Here is an 18,451-nt window from a genome sequence, read left to right as displayed (position 1 = left end):
TCAGATGTGATATAGTAATAAACAATTATATTTAGGGGGAGAAAAATGCGCTACTTAACTGCAGGAGAATCACACGGCAAACAACTTACTACAATTATTGAAGGTGTACCCGCAAATATGCCTTTATTGAAAGAAGATATTGACGATTCATTACTGGAGCGTCAAAAAGGGCATGGACGCGGAAAACGTATGCAAATTGAAAAGGATCTCGTCGATATTGCAAGCGGTGTAAGACATGGCTATACGTTAGGTTCCCCAATTACTTTAGTGATAAGTAATGATGATTTCAAACATTGGACAGATATAATGGGGGAAGATCCAATTCCTGAGGACACGAAGCTACGCAGAATTGTATCTAGACCGAGACCTGGCCATGCTGATTTAAATGGAGCATTAAAATATGGGCACCGTGACATGAGAAACGTACTGGAACGTTCCTCTGCAAGAGAAACCGCTGCCAGAGTAGCTGCTGGCGCTGTTGCTAAATCATTACTGAAACAGCTCGGAATTGAAATTTGCGGTTATGTAAAAGAAATTGCCGGAATACATGCTGCTGAAAATGAATCATTATCTATGGAAGAACGAATTGATATATCAAGAGCTTCACCCGTGCGAACACTCGATAAATCTGTTGAACAGCAAATGATGGATGCGATTGATCAAGCGAAAAAAGATGGCGATTCAATTGGTGGTGTCACAGAAGTTTATGTAGAAGGAGTCCCAGCCGGGCTAGGATCTTACGTACATTTTGATCGAAAGTTAGATAGTAAAATTGCTGGAGCAGTTATGAGTATTAATGCTTATAAAGGTGTAGAGATTGGCATTGGCTTTGAAGCAGCTAGACGTAATGGAAGTGAAGTACATGACGAAATTGCGTGGTCAGAAGAGAAAGGATACTACCGAAAAACCAATCGATTAGGTGGATTCGAGGGTGGTATGACAACTGGGATGCCAATTGTCGTAAAAGGGGTTATGAAACCCATACCAACTTTATATAAACCATTACAAAGTGTGGACATTGAAACGAAGGAACCGTTCCAAGCCAGCATCGAGCGATCTGATTCCTGCGCTGTACCAGCTGCAGCTGTCGTGATGGAGCATGTAGTTGCATTCGAAATCGCAAAAGCGATTACAGAACAATTCCCAAGTGATCAATTCCCAGTATTAAAGCAAGCAATGGATGACTACCGTAATGAAATCAGGTGTTTTTAATTGCATAAAACTATGATTCAGTCACAGACCCATTCTTACCCAATTTATATTGGGGAAGGAATCCGCTATGGGATTAACGATCTATTACAAAAATCATATTCATCTGTTTTCGTTATAACAGATGAGCATGTAGCTGCAATTTACTTAGATGATCTGGTACAATCACTAGATCATCCCCGTATTTTCACTGAAATTATCCCAGCAGGGGAAGCATCCAAAAATATGGAAGCATATCATCAATTACAAACGAAAGCCATACAAAATGGTCTGGATCGAAAATCACTCATTCTAGCATTAGGCGGAGGTGTTGTTGGTGATTTGGCCGGCTTTGTCGCTGCTACTTTTTTACGTGGTATAGATTATATTCAAATTCCGACAACCATTTTGGCACACGATAGTAGTGTGGGCGGAAAAGTCGCTATCAATCACCAACTTGGTAAAAATCTCATTGGTAGTTTTTATTCCCCACAAATGGTCATTTATGATGTAGAGACATTGTCAACCTTACCAACGAAGGAATGGCGTTCTGGTTATGCAGAAATTATGAAGGAAGCATTAATTGCAAATCCAATATTATTCCAAGAACTGCTTGAAACAAAGCTTACAAAAGTCCAAAACGAAGCTTTAATTGCTCATCTGAAAAAAGGTGTACAAATTAAAGGACATATTGTTGAGCAGGATGAACAAGAAAACGGTATTCGTATGTATCTTAATCTTGGCCATACTTTCGGTCATGCATTGGAAACTTTGCTTGGCTATGGCAAGCTTACTCATGGTGAAGCAGTAGCAATTGGTTTATTGTTTGCATTACATGTAAGTGAAAAACATTTATCAAGTGAATTGCCGATGGATGCCTTTTATAACTGGATGGTTCAGAATGATTATCCTATTATGGAGGTGTCATTGTCGGTTGAGCAGATCATTCAAACGATGAAGAAGGATAAAAAAACGAGCCATCAAGTGATTCAGATGGTATTGCTGGAAGAAGTAGGGAAGCCTTTGGCTGTAAAAATTGATGATCATCATATGCGGGTTTATATCGAATCCTTTTTATCCTTATATTCGTCCTTGCTAAGATAGTTTATCAAAAATAAATTCAGATATTTTTATATATTCGACGGAGAGCAGGTGATTAGATGACACGCGGATTACGCGGCGCAACAACAGTAGAACATAATCAGGCAGATGAAATGATTACCCGCACGAAAGAATTAATCGAAGAAATGGTAGCGGAAAACCAAGTGACACCAGATATGATTTCTCACGTATTTATCTCGGTAACTGCTGATTTAAATGCTGTATTTCCAGCAAAAGCTTTACGACAATTACCCAACTGGACCTTTGTCCCAGTTATGTGCATGAAAGAAATAGAGGTACCAAACAGTTTAGATAAATGTATCCGGGTAATGATGGTTGTCAATACCACTGTTCACCAACAGGATATAAAACATATATTTCATCACGGTGCCATTCAGCTCCGTCCAGACTTAACAGAAAAAGCGGTGAATAATCGATGATTGGAAAAGAGATATTACAGCAATTAAAGCCCTATAAACAAGGCATGCAAATTGACGAAGTAAAAAAACTTTATCAATTAGATCGAATCGTGAAGCTTGCTTCGAATGAAAATGCTTATGGCTATTCGGAGGAAGTTAAAAAAATGTTATCATCAGGGAATTTCGAAATGGAGTTCTATCCTGATGGTTATGCTGGTGAATTGCGTCACGCTGTTGCGGATCGATTACAAGTGGAGCAAGATCAGCTCGTATTTGGTAGTGGATCAGATGAAATTGTTCAAATGATATGCCGCTCCATGCTATATCCGTCTTCCAATACGGTGATGGCAGCAGGTACCTTTCCACAATATCGTCATAATGCTTTAATTGAAGGTGTTGAAATTCGGGAAGTACCAACTATTTCCGGGAAGCATGATCTGAATGGTATGCTACACGCTATCGATAAACAAACAGCTGTTGTTTGGCTATGCTCACCAGATAACCCTACTGGAACATTAATAGATCGTAAATCACTAATTCATTTTATGGATACTTGCCCGAAAGACACATTAGTTGTTTTAGATGAAGCATATATAGAATTTGTTTCAACAAATTATGATGTTCAGGCTATTGAACTATTAAATCAATATGACAATTTAATTGTGCTTAGAACTTTTTCGAAAGCATATGGTCTTGCAGGGTTCCGCGTCGGTTATGGTATTGCAAAAAAAGAAATTGCTGACAAGATTAATATTGCCAGACCTCCTTTTAATACAACAAGCCTTTCCCAAAAGGCTGCAATGGTTGCCTTGAAGGATACATCATTCATTGATAAAACTGTAAAATTAAATAAAGAAACAAAAGAATCGTTTGAGCAGTTTTTAACAAAGCTCGGCTGGAAATATTTTGAATCCCATACAAACTTTTTACTGGTGTCGACCCCAATAAGTGGGATGGACACATTTCAATTTCTTTTGGAACGTGGCTTTATCGTCCGTCCGGGCGAATTGTTAGGATATCCAAATACAATTCGGGTTACCATTGGCACAGCAGATGATATGAAACAACTTCAACAGTTGCTAACTTTATTACATGAACAAATTTTTGAGGAGACAACATTGTGAAACAGACGATCGTTATTGCGGGGCTGGGACTAATTGGCGGTTCCATTGCAAAAGGGTTAATCCAATCTGACCAAAATTATATAATTGGATATGATACGAATGAAGCATCGCTTGATTATGCGATTCAACATCATATCATTCATGAAGCTACCACCAATTTTCCCGAGGCTGCCAAGCAAGCTGATGTTCTTTTTTTAGCAGCTCCCATTTCTGCAACCATTCGGTTACTGGGAGAACTTAATGAGTTAACACTAGATAAGCAAGTCATCGTATCTGATGTTGCATCTGTGAAAAGCTCCATTTTGGCTACTGCAAATAGCCTGACAAACGAAAAAATCACTTTCATCGGTGGACATCCAATGGCTGGTTCGCATAAAAAGGGTGTACAAGCAGCAAAAGCCCATTTATTTGAAAACGCCATTTACGTGCTTACTCCAACTCATAATTGTCAAGATGTGATTTTACAGCAGATGAAGGAATTATTGGCACCGTTAAAAAGTAATTTCGTTGTACTGCAACCGAATGAACATGATGAAATGACTGGGGTTGTTTCCCATTTCCCGCACCTCATTGCATCTTCCTTAGTACATCAGGCAAAAAAGTGGGAGAAAACACATACTTATTTACCAAAACTAGCAGCAGGTGGTTTTAGAGATATTACACGAATTGCCTCTAGCAATCCAACAATGTGGCAAGATATCTTTTATCATAACCGGGAAAAAATGACGCAACTGCTGGATGAATGGATTACGGAAATGGTTTCACTTAGGGGTTTACTAGAATACAATGACAAGGAAAAAACAATCGCTTATCTTGAGCAAGCGAAAGAATATCGAGATGGTTTGGGCCAACAAGAAAGAGGAGCCATACCAGCATTCTATGATTTATATGTTGATATCACGGACCAACCGGGAGCGCTAGCTGCTGTTACAGGTATATTAGCAACCGAAGCGATTAGTATTGTAAATATACAAATTTTAGAAATACGCGAACGAATGACAGGTGCACTTCGTCTAACATTTTCTACAAAGGAACAGTTAGTCAAGAGTCACGCATTACTCCAACACCATGGTTATGAAGTTATGATTGAAAACTAAGAGGGAAGTGAAGGTGGATGAAGGAAGGAATAATTCAGTCCATATGTAAACCGCTATCCGGCACAATTGCGGTTCCAGGAGACAAATCAATTTCACATCGTGCCATTATTTTTGCAGCTCTGGCAGAAGGAAAAACAACCATTACCAATTTTTTGGAAAGCGAAGATTGCTTACGTACCATTGCCGCGTTTCAAGCAATGGGCGTGCATATTCAAAGAAGTGGAACAACTGTCTTTGTTGAAAGTGGCGGGCTTGAAGCACTTCAGGAACCAGAGACACCCATTTATTTTGGAAATTCAGGTACGACTGCTAGATTGATGATTGGATTACTAGCAGGGCTACCTTTTTTCACTGTTGTCCACGGAGATTCTTCTTTATCCAAACGCCCCATGAATCGTGTCGTTGAACCATTACGCCAAATGGGGGCTAATATAGATGGTCGTGATAAAGGTAATTTATTACCGTTAGCAATACGCGGGTCTAAATTGAAAGCAATTGACTATCAACTTCCTGTCAAAAGTGCACAAGTAAAATCCGCACTGCTATTAGCGGGCTTAATAAGTGAAGGTGAAATGAAAATAACAGAGAAAGCCTTAACCCGTGACCATACAGAAAATATGCTTCAGGCATTTGGTGCAGATATATTAATTAACCAAAAACAAATAACCATAAAAGCTAAACAGGCATTGCAACCTGTCGATGTTCATGTGCCCGGGGATATATCTTCTGCTGCTTTCTTTCTTGCTGCAGGAGCAGTTGTTCCACATAGTAGCATTGTATTAGAACAAGTTGGCATCAACTTCTCCCGTTCCGGTATTCTAGAAGTACTAGAAGCAATGGGTGCAAATGTGATCATTGATCAAGTATCTGAGAAAGCCGGGGAACAATTTGGTCGCCTTACAATAAACCATGCAGCGTTACAAGGTACAATAATAGAAGGGGATATCATCCCTCGATTGATTGATGAAATTCCTGTTATTGCCTTATTGGCCACACAGGCAAAAGGAGAAACCATTATCCGCGATGCTGCAGAACTTCGTGTAAAGGAAACAGATCGGATTGCAGCTGTTGCAGATGTATTAACAACACTTGGTGCACACATCACCACTTTAGAAGATGGAATGATTATTCAAGGAAGTACAACCCTGCACGGTGGTAAAGTCTCATCCTATCATGATCATCGAATTGTCATGATGGCCGCGGTTGCAGGACTTATTGCAACAGAGGAAGTTATCATTGATGATATTTCTTCCACAGCTATTTCATACCCGAATTTCTTCCAAGACTTAGCAAGTATTCAATCTTAAAACGAATGACCCCAGAAGGAAGTAGCTTCTGGGGTTTTATATGCATAATAATTCACATATTTTACAACTAGGCATTTCATCGGTAAAATTTATTTGCAGGATTTTGATTGTTGGAAGGGTGAGAAGTATGAATGAATTAACGAAAGCAATGCAATTACTAGAAAACAATGATACAGAAAATGCTTTATCTATATTGAAACAATCTCTTGATCATGCAACAGATGATGAGAAGTTTACAATTGCAGATATTTATATGCAATGGGGATTTTACGAGGAGGCACTATCCGTTCTATCGCCGCTCATCCATATATACCCCGAAGAAAGCGAGCTATTAATGATGCTTGCTCAATTATATACTGAGATGAATCAAGATGATAACGCATTGGAACTGCTACATCGAATTTCTCCGGGAGATGATGCATATGTTCCAGCATTGCTGCAACTAGCTGATTTATATCAAGCACAGGGGTTATATGAGGTGGCAGAGCAGAAGCTATCTGAAGCAAGAAATCTTGCACCAGATGAGGAGATAATTGATTTTGCACTGGCTGAATTACTATTTTCCATCGCTGATTACGGACGAGCAATCACATATTATCTCAAAGTACAGTCGCCAAAAATTGCCGATGTCACGATTATCGACCGATTAGCAGAATCATATGCAGCCATTGGACAATATGAAAAGGCGCTTGATTGTTTCTTGCAGATTGATAGTGAAGACCCTGCGTTACTTTTTAAATTTGGACTAACCGCATCACGTGCAGGTCGTAATGATTTAGCCATCAAAGCTTGGGAAAAAACAATTGAAATCGATCCCTATTATTATGCTGTCTACTATCATTTGGCGAAAGTGTATGATGAAGAAGAATGGGTGCAAGAAGCATATCAAACTGCAAAAGCCGGCATTGATCACAATGAATATAATAAAGAACTTTATTATCTTGCTGGTACATTGTTATTTAAATTGGACAATCCTCATGAGGGGGAGGAATATATCCGCAGAGCCATTGATTTGGATCCCGACTATAAAGAAGCGATATTATTTTTAATACAGATATTTAAAGATAAGGAAAACCATGATGCAGTCATAGAACTCATTCAAGATATGAAGCTAACTGGTTCAGATGATTCTATTTATGATTGGGAGCTTGCCCGCGCCTACAATGAGCTGGAAGACTATGCTGAAGCAGCTAAATATTATCAAGAGGCATATGTAGTACTTGATAAAGATAGCGACTTTTTAAAAGAATATGGCTACTTTTTGATTGAGGATGGGAAGAAGGAAGATGGTTTAGCATTGTTAAAAGCATACTTGCAGATTATTCCAGAAGATGCGGAAACACTTGAATACGTAGAACGGATGGATGCTTAAATCCTGTTTGATCCTCCTTTTCCCTTCCTTCAACTGGAAGGGAAAGGGTTGATTTTCTGCATATAAATACGATAATATTTATGCAGATACAAGATAAATCAACATGTTTAATTAACTGGAGGAATGACGATTATATGAAATATAGTAGTAATCATATGGAACAATACATCCCAGCAAAGGAATTTGTGGATACCATCATCATTCCCTTAATTCCATTTCACTTTTCTGCAGATGCAGAGATGAAGAAGTTAGCATTTCAAGCAGAGGTTGCAACTATCTTTGCCGGCGAAATCGAAAAGGAACTAAGTGGAAGAGTTATGCTGATACCACCGTATTATTACGTAAAGCCATTGGAGCAGGAAGTGGAAGTAAAACGTTTGAATACCTGGGTACAAAACATGGAAACCCAACCATTCACAAATTTCATTTTCTTAACCTTTGACCCTGCTTGGAAAAAATGCGAAAAAGATCTTACAGGTAATTTACTATGGTTCCCAAGTATTCAAAGTGGAGACGTGCATGCATCCGAAACCCATCACTTAATTACAGATCAAGTCGCACAAGTAAGTGAATTAATTCGTTCATTTTGGTAAAAAAAGATAATTATGGACAAATTAATAAGGAGAAGCAAAAAAACTTTATCCACAATTAGTAATATTGATTGACCGTAAAGATAGTTTACGCTATCATGATATTGTCCTAGTAATATGTTTTCTAAAAAATGATGTCCGTGAACGAAACGTAAAGAGGGGGGAAAATCATGAGTGAAAAAAAGCAGCAGGTGTCCCGAAGACAATTTCTTAACTACACATTAACAGGTGTGGGTGGTTTCATGGCTGCTGGTATGCTCGTTCCAATGTTAAGAATGGCGGTAGATCCAGTATTGCAGCCTTCTACAGCAGGTGACTACGCAAATGTAGGTTTATCTGTTGATGATATTACTGACACGCCACAGCGTGTTGATTGGAAAGTGGATCAGGTAGACGGCTGGTACGAGTCCAAGGTAAGCCGGTCTGCATGGGTATTTAAAGATGATAAAAATGAAATTTTAGCACTTTCTCCAGTTTGTACACACCTTGGCTGTGTTGTATCCTGGGAAGGTAGCGACAATTATCCAAATGAATTTTTCTGTCCGTGTCACAATGGACGTTATGAAAAAGACGGTACAAACATTCCCGGTACACCTCCATTAGCTCCTTTACATGTATATGATCAAAAAGTAGAAAATGGAATACTATACTTGGGTGATGCAAAACCTAGATAAGGAGGCGTAATCATTTATGCTACAGAAGATTTATGATTGGATCGACGATCGTGTAGATATTACGCCAATTTGGCGGGATATAGCAGATCATGAGGTTCCTGAACATGTTAACCCGGCACATCATTTCTCGGCTTTTGTGTATTGCTTTGGTGGATTAACTTTTTTCGTAGTTGTTATCCAAATACTATCCGGTATGTTCTTAACGATGTACTATGTGCCAGATATTGAAAATGCATGGAAATCCGTATATTACCTGCAAACACAGGTAGCCCACGGACAAATTGTTCGAGGTATGCACCATTGGGGTGCCAGTGTGGTTATTGTTATGCTGTTATTACATACATTGCGCGTATTTTTCCAGGGAGCATATAAAAAGCCTCGTGAGTTAAACTGGATGGTAGGTGTACTATTATTCTTTGTAATGCTCGGCTTAGGCTTTACCGGATATTTACTGCCTTGGGATAACAAGGCTTACTTTGCAACACAAGTAGGTCTTGAAATCGCAGAACAAGTTCCATTTATAGGTGATTATCTGAAAACATTATTAGCAGGAAGCGATCATATTGTTGGGGCACAAACCTTGACACGTTTCTTTGCAATTCATGTGTTCTTCTTGCCGGGGGCACTATTCGCATTACTGGCAGTTCACTTTATCTTAATCCGTAGACAAGGTATCTCTGGTCCACTATAAAAAGGAGGGAAAGCTGTGAAAAAGGGTAAAGGAATGAAATTTGTCGGCGATTCACGTATTTCCGCCGAACGCAAATCCGCAATACCTAAAGACTATTCTGAATATCCCGGAAGAACAGAAGCTTTCTGGCCCAACTTTTTATTGAAGGAGTGGCTAGTAGGTGCTGTATTTCTGGCAGGTTTCCTAAGCTTAACATTGGCGCATCCAGCACCACTTGAAGGTGTTGCTGATCCGACAAACGGTGCTTATGTACCATTGCCAGACTGGTACTTCCTGTTCTTGTATGAATTATTGAAATATAAATTTGCAAGTAGTCAATATATTATTTTTGGTATTCTAGTTATTCCAGGACTTGCTTTTGGTGGTTTGTTACTTGCTCCATTTCTTGATAATGGACCAGGACGTCGACCACACCAACGTCCAATTGCAGTAGGTATGATGCTACTTGGACTAGCTGCTACCATGTGGCTAACTTACGAATCTGCTTCCGCAGTTGATTGGGAAGCCCGTGCTGAAGCGAATAAGCCTATTCCTGCTTCAGAAGTAGAAATCGACACGACTGATCCGGGATATGCTATTTACGAAAGTAACTGTATGTCCTGTCATGGTGACTCTTTAGAAGGTTCTGCAGCTGCTCCAACGTTAATTGGAATGGAACATTCAGCTGAGGAAATTGCTCAAATTGCACATGATGGAATTGGCAGCATGCCTCCTGGTATGTTTGAAGGATCTGACGAAGAGCTTGATCAACTGGTTGAGTTTATCTTATCCGTTAATGAACAAGCAGCAGAATAATATAAACAGCACCTTTTCCCTTGATGGCGAAGGTGCTGTTTTTTTTATTTATGCATACACAAAGCGTAAAGCTTAGCAATGCATCGCGTAAATATACCTATCCTTCCTTTTCAGGGGTTCTATCATTCTAAGAACGATTATTATTGGCAAAACTGTCTAAAGCATCAAAATAACCATTACAACGCATCCCACATGTATGAAAGGTGTTAAATATGTTTAAATATTTGCTGATTGACAAAAAGTTTTTGTTTTTCTTATTTATGGTGAATTTATTTGGTACAATATATGGTTTTATTTGGTATGAACATCAGCTTGCCATTACACCTCCTATTTTTCTGCCATTTGTGCCAGATAGTCCTACAGCAAGCTTGTTTTTTACTATTTTTCTTTTGTTTTTTTTATTCGGAAAAAACACTCCATATATTGAAGCACTAGCTATCATCACATTATTCAAATACGGGGTCTGGGCAGTGGTGATGAATATTTTAACTTATTTTACCTCTGGGCCATTACCATGGGAAGCTTATATGCTAATTGTGTCTCACGGAGCGATGGCGATACAAGGGTTACTTTATGCTCCTTTTTATAAAATAAAAATGCGCCATCTCGTTGTAGCAGGTATATGGACATTACATAATGATGTGATTGATTATGTCTTTGGTATGATGCCAATTTACTCTTCCTTAACACAATATATGCAAGAGATAGGATATTTCACATTCTGGCTAAGTGTTTTATCAATCTGGATTGCTTATGTATTAACAGTTAAGAAACAAAAGCAATACCTGTAAAATTGTTATATAAACATCAAACATTTCATATATTGAAGTAAATGAGCGTATATGGAGTGACAGATGCATGAGAATGAATATATGGAATAAAATAAGAACATTCCATACTTGGATCATAATGATCTTGCTGATTATATCGCTGCTTTATCCTACAGAAATATTTGCAGCCGTAGAATCAGCGAAAACCAACTCAAAACAAATGGACATGGCACCATTTCTTTGGATTATTGTAATAGTCGGTGGCTGCATTGGGCTTACTTTATCTTACGTCAGCTGGAGAAAATATAAAGGTGAACAAAAAAAGTTTGAGCAAGAGAACAAAAACGTAGACTGATGCATCATTTTTGACTATAATTGACCTTAGAGCGTTATTATAATTTTGGAGGAATGGAAGATGATGAGTTTCAGTAGCTATCTTATCTATGTGGCTATTTTAATGATTATTCCCTTGTGGGCACAGTCCAAGGTAAAATCAACCTATCGAAAATATTCAAAGGTTCCTACATCCTCAATGATGACTGGAGCACAGGTTGCCAGAAAGATTTTAGATGATCATGGATTATACGAAGTTCCTGTGGAAGAGACAGGTGGTGTTCTCTCAGACCACTACGATCCTCGACAAAAGGTGGTACGCCTTTCCAGTAATAATTTCCATGGTCAATCGATGGCATCATCTGCTGTTGCCGCCCATGAAGTTGGACATGCTCTACAGGATCAGGAAAGCTATGCCTTTTTGAAATTTAGAAGTACAATTGTTCCGGTAGCCAATATAGGCTCTAGATTAGGAATTTACTTAATCATTGCTGGAATGATTTTTTCATCACTTCATCAGTTAATGTTAGTTGGTATTATTTTCATGTCAGCTGCTGTTTTATTCCAACTCGTCACGCTTCCTGTTGAGTTTGATGCGTCCAGCAGGGCCATGACCCAGCTTGTATCTACTGGTATCATTCGTAATGATGAGGAAAGAGAAACGAAAAAAGTTCTCAGTGCTGCTGCAATGACCTACGTAGCTGCCGCACTAGTGGCGGTTGCGGAACTTGCACGTTTTATTATGATTTACGCATCAAGCAGAGACTAATAAAGTGAAACTTCAATCAGTGGGGGCTTACAGCCAGTTAATCTGTGATAAATATAAATAAAAAGGATGACAGTAATCCAATTACACCAAGTGGTGCCGATGTTGGATCACAGTCATCCTTTTTTAATCCTTTAATGGATTCTTATTTTCATCGAACGTAAAGCCTTCACCTAATACATCATGTACTGAACTCATCGCTACAAATGCATGTGGATCAATTGCGTTGATAATATTTTTTAACTTAACAATCTCATTTCTACCTACGACACAATAGAGTACATCCCGTTGTTCACCAGTATAGCTGCCTCGACCAGCTAAGACGGTCACGCCACGGTCCATCTCTATATTTATCTTTTCAGCTATTTCATTGCTTTTAATGGAGATAATGGTTGCACCACGAGCTGAATAGGCACCTTCCTGAATGAAGTCAATAATCCGGGCACCGACAAAAACAGCCACCAGCGTATACATTCCCTCAACCAAATCTAACATGGTGAATATAGATGTTGTGATGACAAGAAAGTCAAAGAGAAACATTGTCTTTCCCATACTCCAGCCAACATATTTATGTACTAATCTGGCAATGATATCTACACCGCCTGTCGTACCACCATAACGAAAAATAATACCTAAACCTACACCGATGAAAACACCTGCGAATAATGCAGCTAACGTCATGTCAGACTGCAAATAGTTAGGAAACGGCTTGATTTGAAATATCCTTAAAAAGACTGAAACCGCAACTGTACCAATGATTGTATAATAAAAGGTATTCCTTCCCAAAAAACGCCAACCGATAAAAAACACCGGTATATTTAATACAATATTCGTAATGGCAGGATCCCAATTCCAAGCAAAATAAAGTAGTAAAGTAATTCCGGTAAAGCCACCTTCACCTAAATTATTCTGCATATTAAAATGAACAAGACCAAATGCCATAATTGCTGAACCAAGCAGAATAAAAAAGGTATTCTTTATTTTTAGACCAAATATCATCTATATATCCTCCTTTCAAAAGCTTTCCTTAAAACCGTACCCATCATTCATCTTTTTTACACCATCATTCATTATTCTTTCCTAATCGAATAAATAATTTGTCAAATGGTGGTCAATTGGCTAACATTAAAAGAAAATAGATTACCGAAGGGGTTTACAAGTTGAACACACCACTTTATAATACCAAACAAATTCAAAAACGGGTAGATGATTACATATCTCAGTTTAAAGAAGGTTATTTTTCACCACTAAGCTTAATGGCTAGATTAACCGAAGAAACTGGAGAATTAGCCAGAGAAATTAATCACTATTATGGTGAAAAGCCAAAAAAATCAAGCGAAGTAGAAAAGTCAATCGAAGAAGAGCTTGGAGATGTCATATTTGTATTAACATGTTTTGCCAATTCACTTGATATCGATTTATCTCAGGCCTTCGAAGCATCTATATCAAAAATAGAAACACGTGATAAGAACCGCTGGACGCATAAAGAAAACAAATAAAATCTAACAAGAACTGGAGTAATATATAATGACTATACGTATAATTATTGCTGGACCCAGGGGAAAGATGGGACAAGAAGCCGTTAATATGGTACTGAAAAATAAAGAATTTCAATTGGTGGGTTGTATCGATCGCAAGAACAATGGAAAAAAGCTAACTGATATCTCATCACTTCCAAATTCAGATGTTCCAATATTTGAGGATCCTGAAGAATGCATGCATACTGTTCACCCAGATGTTCTCATTGATTTAACTACGCCATATGCGGGATTTGAGCATACATTAATCGCACTAAAAAGCCATGTACGTGCGGTAGTTGGGACATCAGGTTTTTCAGAGCAACAAATTGCCGAATTGCAAGCACTGGCCGCAGAAAATAAAACAGGATGCATCATTGCGCCAAATTTTGCAATTGGAGCTGTTTTAATGATGCAATTTTCCAAGCTGGCTGCAAGATATTTGCCGGATGTAGAAATTATTGAAAAACATCATGATCAAAAGCTGGATGCGCCGTCTGGAACTGCAATCAAAACAGCTGAACTCATAAAGGAAGCAAGAAATAATAAGCAGCAAGGGCATCCAGATGAAGTTGAACTGATTCCCGGAGCAAGAGGAGCAGCGGACGACGGCATTCATATTCATAGTGTACGCTTGCCTGGTTTAGTCGCTCATCAGGAGGTAATGTTTGGTGGTAGCGGCCAAATACTGACCATTAAGCATGACTCTCATCATCGAGAATCCTTTATGGATGGAATTCGTTTAAGTGTTGAACATGTTATGAACCTGGAGCAGCTCGTCTATGGATTAGAAAACATTTTAAATTTAGATTGAATATCTGACAGAGAGGGGATTGACCCGTGAATATTGCTTTAATTGCACATGATAAAAAGAAGCAAGCAATGATACAATTTACCCAAGCCTATAAACATATTTTAAAAAAACATCAGCTATTTGCCACAGGAACAACTGGTCAGAAAATAACAGAGGCAACAGAATTATCCGTCCACCGATTTCAATCAGGCCCTTTAGGGGGAGACCAGCAGATAGGGGCCAAAATTGCCGATAATGAGTTAGATCTGGTTATTTTCTTTCGGGATCCTCTTACAGCCCAACCGCATGAACCCGATGTGAGTGCATTGATGCGACTCTGCGACGTTCATATGATTCCACTCGCAACCAATGCTGCCGGTGCGGAGATCATGGTTCGCAGTATCGAACAAGGGGATTTTGAATGGCGGGAAATGATTAACCAAAAGAAGAAGGAACAAAATCTATGAAAAAAATCGGTATTACCTGCTATCCAACCGTAGGCGGTTCCGGAATTATTGCGACTGAGCTTGGAAAACTGTTAGCCGAACAGGGTTATGAAATTCATTTTATTACGTCCAGCATTCCTTTCCGCCTGAACCATATCCATCCATCTATTTTTTATCATGAAGTAGAGCTAAGTCATTATCCCGTGTTTCAATATCCACCTTATGATTTGGCACTAGCTTCTAAAATGGCAGAGGTTATCGATAGGGAAAAGCTGGATATATTACATGTACACTATGCAATGCCACATGCCATTTGTGCCATATTAGCACAAAGCATTTCAGAGCATGATGTTAAAATCGTCACAACCTTGCATGGAACGGATATTACAGTATTAGGCATTGATGGAACGTTTAAAAAGATGATTAAATATGGCATTGAACAATCAGATGCGGTAACTGCTGTATCCAATAGTCTCGTAGAACAAACAAAGTCAACATTGGGCATTGAAAGAGATATTTCGGTTATTTATAATTTTGTTAATGAAGAAGAGTACTATAAAAAAGATTTGCATGAAATTAGACGGCAGTACGGAATTGAAAACGACGAAAAAGTTATTATACACATTTCCAACTTCCGTAAAGTGAAGCGGTTGGAAGATATTATTGAAACATTTCAACTTATTTATCCTAAAGTGAAAGCAAAGCTACTGCTTATTGGTGATGGACCAGAATATTCTAATGCATTTCATATGGTTCAATGGCTCAAACTGGAGAAACAAGTGCTTTTTTTAGGTAAGCAAAAAAACATAAGTGATTTATTATCCATTTCTGATCTGAAGCTGTTATTGTCTGAAAAAGAAAGCTTTGGTCTTGTTTTACTGGAAGCAATGGCTTGTGAAGTCCCTTGTATTGGAACAAATGTGGGCGGAATCCCAGAAGTAATCAAGCATGGAGAAACAGGCTATATTGTAGAACTGGGAGATGTAGAACAGGCTGCAGCATATGCTATCGATTTATTATCCAATGAGGAACAATTATACCGTTTTTCAAAATCAGCTGTAGAACATGCTAGAACAACCTTTCATTCATCAGAAATTGTGGAGCAATATATCGCATTATACAATCATGTATTGGAAAAATAATTAGAAATTGGTGAAGAAATATGCTACCACATATATTTAATCCCGCAAAAGAAGTTATTGTACAACTAAAGGAGCATGGTGAGCATGCCTATTTCGTAGGTGGTTGTGTAAGGGATGTACTATTACATCGTGAGATAGGTGATATTGACATTGCCACATCTGCCACACCAGACAAAATGTTACAAATTTTCGATACGGTGATTCCTGTGGGGATTGAACATGGAACAGTAATTGTCCGTCTAAATCATGTGTCTTATGAAGTAACTACGTTTCGCAAGGATGGCACCTATTCTGATCAGCGTCATCCTGATACTGTACTTTATGTGGATCAAATTGATGAGGACTTACAACGACGAGACTTTACTATTAATGCGCTGGCAATGGATATAGACGGTAATATTATTGATTTATACGGCGGGCAAGCTGATTTACAAAAAAAGTTAATTCGTACTGTGGGTAATGGAGTGGAACGCTTTACGGAAGATCCACTTCGCATTTTGCGTGCACTTCGTTTTTCCAGTCAGCTCGGTTTTAAGATTGAAGCACAAACATTACATGCCATCCAAGAAGTTCAATCACAAATGAGGAATCTTGCTGTAGAAAGAATCACCAATGAATTAGCCAAATTGGCAGCAGGGACATATGCTGCCAAGGGCTTTATGTATTTACGACAGACAAAGGTATATGAACAACTGCCTGTTATGATACACTATCCATATATCATGGAACGGATTCCAAACCATATGAAACCAATACATTCACTGGGCGGCCTCACTGCCTTTTTCCATATGTTAGCTCCAGAAATACGTCTGCAAACATGGATTACTGGTTGGAAGTGTTCTAACCGAACAAAAAAAGAAGCAATGAACCTTGTGGAAGCAATAAGCTATGCAAAAACACATGGTATGGATCGCTGGCTTGTTTATAGACTAATGCCAGAGCTTCAGACATGTTTTTTAACAATCACGTCACTTCTAAATCCAAACGAGGAGATGGATGAAACATATTTTTATCAATTATTTAATCAGCTTCCCATCCGCTCTAAACAGGAAATGAATTGGAATGGAAATGATTTATCAAGATGTTTCCCAGATTGGAAAAAAGGGCGTTGGATGCAGGAAACACTATTACGAATTGAAAAGGAAATTGTCATGGGCAGATTGGACAATTCGAAAATAAAGATAAAGGAATGGCTACAATGGAACCCACCCGTAATCGATTAATTGACCTACTAGCTGAAAACACAGATACATATATTTCCGGTCAAACACTTTCTGACCAGCTGGAAATCTCTAGAAGTGCTGTATGGAAACATATGAAGGAATTAGAAAAAGACGGCTATCAAATCGAAGGAAAACCAAGAAAAGGCTATCGAATTATTTCCTTTCCCGAAAAGGTCAGCGCCAACACAGTACAATGGGGGCTAACAACTGATTGGCTTGGCACAACAATGATTCATCGAACGACGATAGACTCGACACAGGTTTTGGCACATAAACTTGCACAGGAAGGCGCACCGCATGGTACAGTTGTTATTGCCGATGAACAGACCAATGGCAGGGGTAGGATGGAGCGCCCATGGAACTCAAAGCTTCATAAAGGCATATGGATGAGTATGGTACTTAGACCATCCCTACCACCACATCAAGCACCACAGCTTACCTTATTAACAGCAACTGTGTTAGCTGACGTGCTACAAAGAAAACTCAATCAGTCATTATATATTAAGTGGCCTAACGATATATTAATTGGAAACAAAAAAGTCTCCGGTATCCTTACTGAGCTGCAGGCTGAGCAGGATCGGATTCAATATATGGTTATCGGGATTGGAATGAACGTACTTCATCAAGAGGGGGATATTCCGGAAGAGCTATGGCATAAAGCAAGTTCTTTATTATTGGAAACGGGAACCTCCATCCAAATCAAACCACTTATTCAAGAAATTTTGGCAGCTTTTGAACCGACCTATGCAGCTTATATGAAACAAGGGTTTGCACCCATCAAACGAAAATGGGAACAATTTGGATTTCGCTTAAACGAATCGATCCATATTCGCACTTTCCAAAAAGAGTGGGATGCCACTTTTCTAGGCATTGCAGATGATGGTGCGTTATTAGTAACAGATTCCGCTGGAAAACCGGAAAAACTATATTCTGCTGAAATCGATTGGTTTCATGAGGCTGATTAGAATTATTTGATGGAAAGTGATATCTTTCTCAATGAAAACGGTATGAAACACAACACATCTCCATATTACATTGGCCATGCAAAAGTATACGAACGAATGCTTGGATTTCTAGTTAATGATTAGATTCATTTTCAAGAA

21 protein-coding genes are annotated in these 18,451 nt (G+C 38.7%); 20 read left to right on the top strand and 1 reads right to left on the bottom strand.

Annotated elements, in window-relative coordinates:
• Window positions 1–45 precede the first annotated feature (45 nt).
• From aroC to DX933_RS10750, 14 genes are all read left to right on the top strand, one after another.
• Window positions 46–1,212, top strand: coding sequence for a chorismate synthase (gene aroC / locus DX933_RS10815; RefSeq protein ID WP_123316448.1), 1,167 nt, complete (start codon window positions 46–48; stop codon window positions 1,210–1,212).
• Window positions 1,213–2,292: a 3-dehydroquinate synthase gene (aroB, locus tag DX933_RS10810; protein ID WP_123316447.1), complete on the top strand. Its 1,080-nt coding sequence runs from the start codon at window positions 1,213–1,215 to the stop codon at window positions 2,290–2,292.
• A 56-nt stretch (window positions 2,293–2,348) separates the two neighbouring features.
• Window positions 2,349–2,729 (top strand): chorismate mutase, encoded by a 381-nt coding sequence (aroH, locus tag DX933_RS10805; RefSeq protein WP_123316446.1) that lies wholly within the window; start codon window positions 2,349–2,351, stop codon window positions 2,727–2,729.
• Window positions 2,726–3,832 (top strand): histidinol-phosphate transaminase, encoded by a 1,107-nt coding sequence (gene hisC / locus DX933_RS10800; protein WP_123316445.1) that lies wholly within the window; start codon window positions 2,726–2,728, stop codon window positions 3,830–3,832. Before aroH ends, hisC begins: the two co-directional genes overlap by 4 nt.
• Window positions 3,829–4,929 carry a prephenate dehydrogenase gene (locus DX933_RS10795; protein WP_190279492.1) on the top strand — a complete coding sequence of 367 codons (1,101 nt, stop codon included), beginning with the start codon at window positions 3,829–3,831 and terminating at the stop codon, window positions 4,927–4,929. The genes hisC and DX933_RS10795 overlap by 4 nt, the downstream gene beginning before the upstream one ends.
• A 17-nt stretch (window positions 4,930–4,946) precedes the next feature.
• Window positions 4,947–6,236: a 3-phosphoshikimate 1-carboxyvinyltransferase gene (gene aroA / locus DX933_RS10790; protein WP_123316443.1), complete on the top strand. Its 1,290-nt coding sequence runs from the start codon at window positions 4,947–4,949 to the stop codon at window positions 6,234–6,236.
• A gap of 127 nt (window positions 6,237–6,363) precedes the next feature.
• The gene (locus DX933_RS10785; RefSeq protein ID WP_123316442.1) at window positions 6,364–7,608 is read left to right on the top strand and encodes a tetratricopeptide repeat protein; all 1,245 of its coding nucleotides are present in this window, start codon (window positions 6,364–6,366) and stop codon (window positions 7,606–7,608) included.
• 134 nt (window positions 7,609–7,742) lie between these two features.
• Window positions 7,743–8,201 (top strand): YpiF family protein, encoded by a 459-nt coding sequence (locus DX933_RS10780; protein WP_123316441.1) that lies wholly within the window; start codon window positions 7,743–7,745, stop codon window positions 8,199–8,201.
• 167 nt (window positions 8,202–8,368) lie between these two features.
• Window positions 8,369–8,872 (top strand): QcrA and Rieske domain-containing protein, encoded by a 504-nt coding sequence (locus DX933_RS10775; RefSeq protein WP_123316440.1) that lies wholly within the window; start codon window positions 8,369–8,371, stop codon window positions 8,870–8,872.
• 16 nt (window positions 8,873–8,888) lie between these two features.
• Entirely contained in the window at window positions 8,889–9,563 is a 675-nt protein-coding gene (gene qcrB, locus DX933_RS10770) for a menaquinol-cytochrome c reductase cytochrome b subunit (protein ID WP_123316439.1), read from the top strand.
• Window positions 9,564–9,578: 15 nt separating this feature from the next.
• Window positions 9,579–10,358 (top strand): menaquinol-cytochrome c reductase cytochrome b/c subunit, encoded by a 780-nt coding sequence (locus tag DX933_RS10765; protein WP_123316438.1) that lies wholly within the window; start codon window positions 9,579–9,581, stop codon window positions 10,356–10,358.
• Between the two features lie 212 nt (window positions 10,359–10,570).
• The gene (locus tag DX933_RS10760; protein WP_123316437.1) at window positions 10,571–11,149 is read left to right on the top strand and encodes a DUF1405 domain-containing protein; all 579 of its coding nucleotides are present in this window, start codon (window positions 10,571–10,573) and stop codon (window positions 11,147–11,149) included.
• Between the two features lie 67 nt (window positions 11,150–11,216).
• Complete coding sequence (locus DX933_RS10755) at window positions 11,217–11,483, top strand: sporulation protein YpjB (RefSeq protein WP_123316436.1); 267 nt, start codon at window positions 11,217–11,219, stop codon at window positions 11,481–11,483.
• Window positions 11,484–11,546: 63 nt separating this feature from the next.
• Window positions 11,547–12,230 (top strand): zinc metallopeptidase, encoded by a 684-nt coding sequence (locus DX933_RS10750; RefSeq protein WP_123316731.1) that lies wholly within the window; start codon window positions 11,547–11,549, stop codon window positions 12,228–12,230.
• Window positions 12,231–12,353: 123 nt separating this feature from the next.
• Here DX933_RS10750 and DX933_RS10745 read toward each other — a convergent pair whose 3' ends face one another.
• Complete coding sequence (locus tag DX933_RS10745; RefSeq protein ID WP_123316435.1) at window positions 12,354–13,226, bottom strand: YitT family protein; 873 nt, start codon at window positions 13,224–13,226, stop codon at window positions 12,354–12,356.
• A 161-nt stretch (window positions 13,227–13,387) separates the two neighbouring features.
• On the opposite strand from DX933_RS10745, the gene DX933_RS10740 reads away from it, so the two are divergent.
• Genes DX933_RS10740 through DX933_RS10715 form a run of 6 tightly spaced genes read left to right on the top strand, consistent with a single transcriptional unit; the run spans window position 13,388 to window position 18,313 of the window.
• Window positions 13,388–13,726 carry a nucleotide pyrophosphohydrolase gene (locus DX933_RS10740; RefSeq protein ID WP_123316434.1) on the top strand — a complete coding sequence of 113 codons (339 nt, stop codon included), beginning with the start codon at window positions 13,388–13,390 and terminating at the stop codon, window positions 13,724–13,726.
• Between the two features lie 28 nt (window positions 13,727–13,754).
• Window positions 13,755–14,558, top strand: a complete 804-nt coding sequence (dapB, locus tag DX933_RS10735; protein WP_317843093.1) for a 4-hydroxy-tetrahydrodipicolinate reductase — start codon at window positions 13,755–13,757, stop codon at window positions 14,556–14,558.
• Window positions 14,559–14,584: 26 nt separating this feature from the next.
• Window positions 14,585–15,004, top strand: coding sequence for a methylglyoxal synthase (gene mgsA, locus DX933_RS10730; RefSeq protein ID WP_123316432.1), 420 nt, complete (start codon window positions 14,585–14,587; stop codon window positions 15,002–15,004).
• The gene (bshA, locus tag DX933_RS10725; protein ID WP_123316431.1) at window positions 15,001–16,125 is read left to right on the top strand and encodes an N-acetyl-alpha-D-glucosaminyl L-malate synthase BshA; all 1,125 of its coding nucleotides are present in this window, start codon (window positions 15,001–15,003) and stop codon (window positions 16,123–16,125) included. The genes mgsA and bshA overlap by 4 nt, the downstream gene beginning before the upstream one ends.
• A gap of 20 nt (window positions 16,126–16,145) precedes the next feature.
• The gene (locus tag DX933_RS10720) at window positions 16,146–17,348 is read left to right on the top strand and encodes a CCA tRNA nucleotidyltransferase (RefSeq protein WP_123316430.1); all 1,203 of its coding nucleotides are present in this window, start codon (window positions 16,146–16,148) and stop codon (window positions 17,346–17,348) included.
• Window positions 17,324–18,313, top strand: a complete 990-nt coding sequence (locus tag DX933_RS10715; RefSeq protein ID WP_123316429.1) for a biotin--[acetyl-CoA-carboxylase] ligase — start codon at window positions 17,324–17,326, stop codon at window positions 18,311–18,313. The genes DX933_RS10720 and DX933_RS10715 overlap by 25 nt, the downstream gene beginning before the upstream one ends.
• Window positions 18,314–18,451: the final 138 nt, after the last annotated feature.

It is taken from the genome of Ornithinibacillus gellani (assembly GCF_003730295.1).
Classification (GTDB): Bacteria; Bacillota; Bacilli; order Bacillales; family Amphibacillaceae; genus Ornithinibacillus_A; species Ornithinibacillus_A gellani.
Note: the sequence above shows the minus strand (reverse complement) of the source record. Positions and strands in the feature narration are given on the sequence as shown.

Coding starts and splice junctions, on each gene's coding strand:
- aroC (WP_123316448.1), top strand. CDS start 46: ATGCGCTACTTAACTGCAGGAGAATCACACGGCAAACAACTTACTACA.
- aroH (WP_123316446.1), top strand. CDS start 2,349: ATGACACGCGGATTACGCGGCGCAACAACAGTAGAACATAATCAGGCA.
- hisC (WP_123316445.1), top strand. CDS start 2,726: ATGATTGGAAAAGAGATATTACAGCAATTAAAGCCCTATAAACAAGGC.
- aroA (WP_123316443.1), top strand. CDS start 4,947: ATGAAGGAAGGAATAATTCAGTCCATATGTAAACCGCTATCCGGCACA.
- DX933_RS10785 (WP_123316442.1), top strand. CDS start 6,364: ATGAATGAATTAACGAAAGCAATGCAATTACTAGAAAACAATGATACA.
- DX933_RS10780 (WP_123316441.1), top strand. CDS start 7,743: ATGAAATATAGTAGTAATCATATGGAACAATACATCCCAGCAAAGGAA.
- DX933_RS10775 (WP_123316440.1), top strand. CDS start 8,369: ATGAGTGAAAAAAAGCAGCAGGTGTCCCGAAGACAATTTCTTAACTAC.
- qcrB (WP_123316439.1), top strand. CDS start 8,889: ATGCTACAGAAGATTTATGATTGGATCGACGATCGTGTAGATATTACG.
- DX933_RS10760 (WP_123316437.1), top strand. CDS start 10,571: ATGTTTAAATATTTGCTGATTGACAAAAAGTTTTTGTTTTTCTTATTT.
- DX933_RS10755 (WP_123316436.1), top strand. CDS start 11,217: ATGAGAATGAATATATGGAATAAAATAAGAACATTCCATACTTGGATC.
- DX933_RS10750 (WP_123316731.1), top strand. CDS start 11,547: ATGAGTTTCAGTAGCTATCTTATCTATGTGGCTATTTTAATGATTATT.
- DX933_RS10745 (WP_123316435.1), bottom strand. CDS start 13,226: ATGATATTTGGTCTAAAAATAAAGAATACCTTTTTTATTCTGCTTGGT.
- dapB (WP_317843093.1), top strand. CDS start 13,755: ATGACTATACGTATAATTATTGCTGGACCCAGGGGAAAGATGGGACAA.
- bshA (WP_123316431.1), top strand. CDS start 15,001: ATGAAAAAAATCGGTATTACCTGCTATCCAACCGTAGGCGGTTCCGGA.
- DX933_RS10720 (WP_123316430.1), top strand. CDS start 16,146: ATGCTACCACATATATTTAATCCCGCAAAAGAAGTTATTGTACAACTA.
- DX933_RS10715 (WP_123316429.1), top strand. CDS start 17,324: ATGGAACCCACCCGTAATCGATTAATTGACCTACTAGCTGAAAACACA.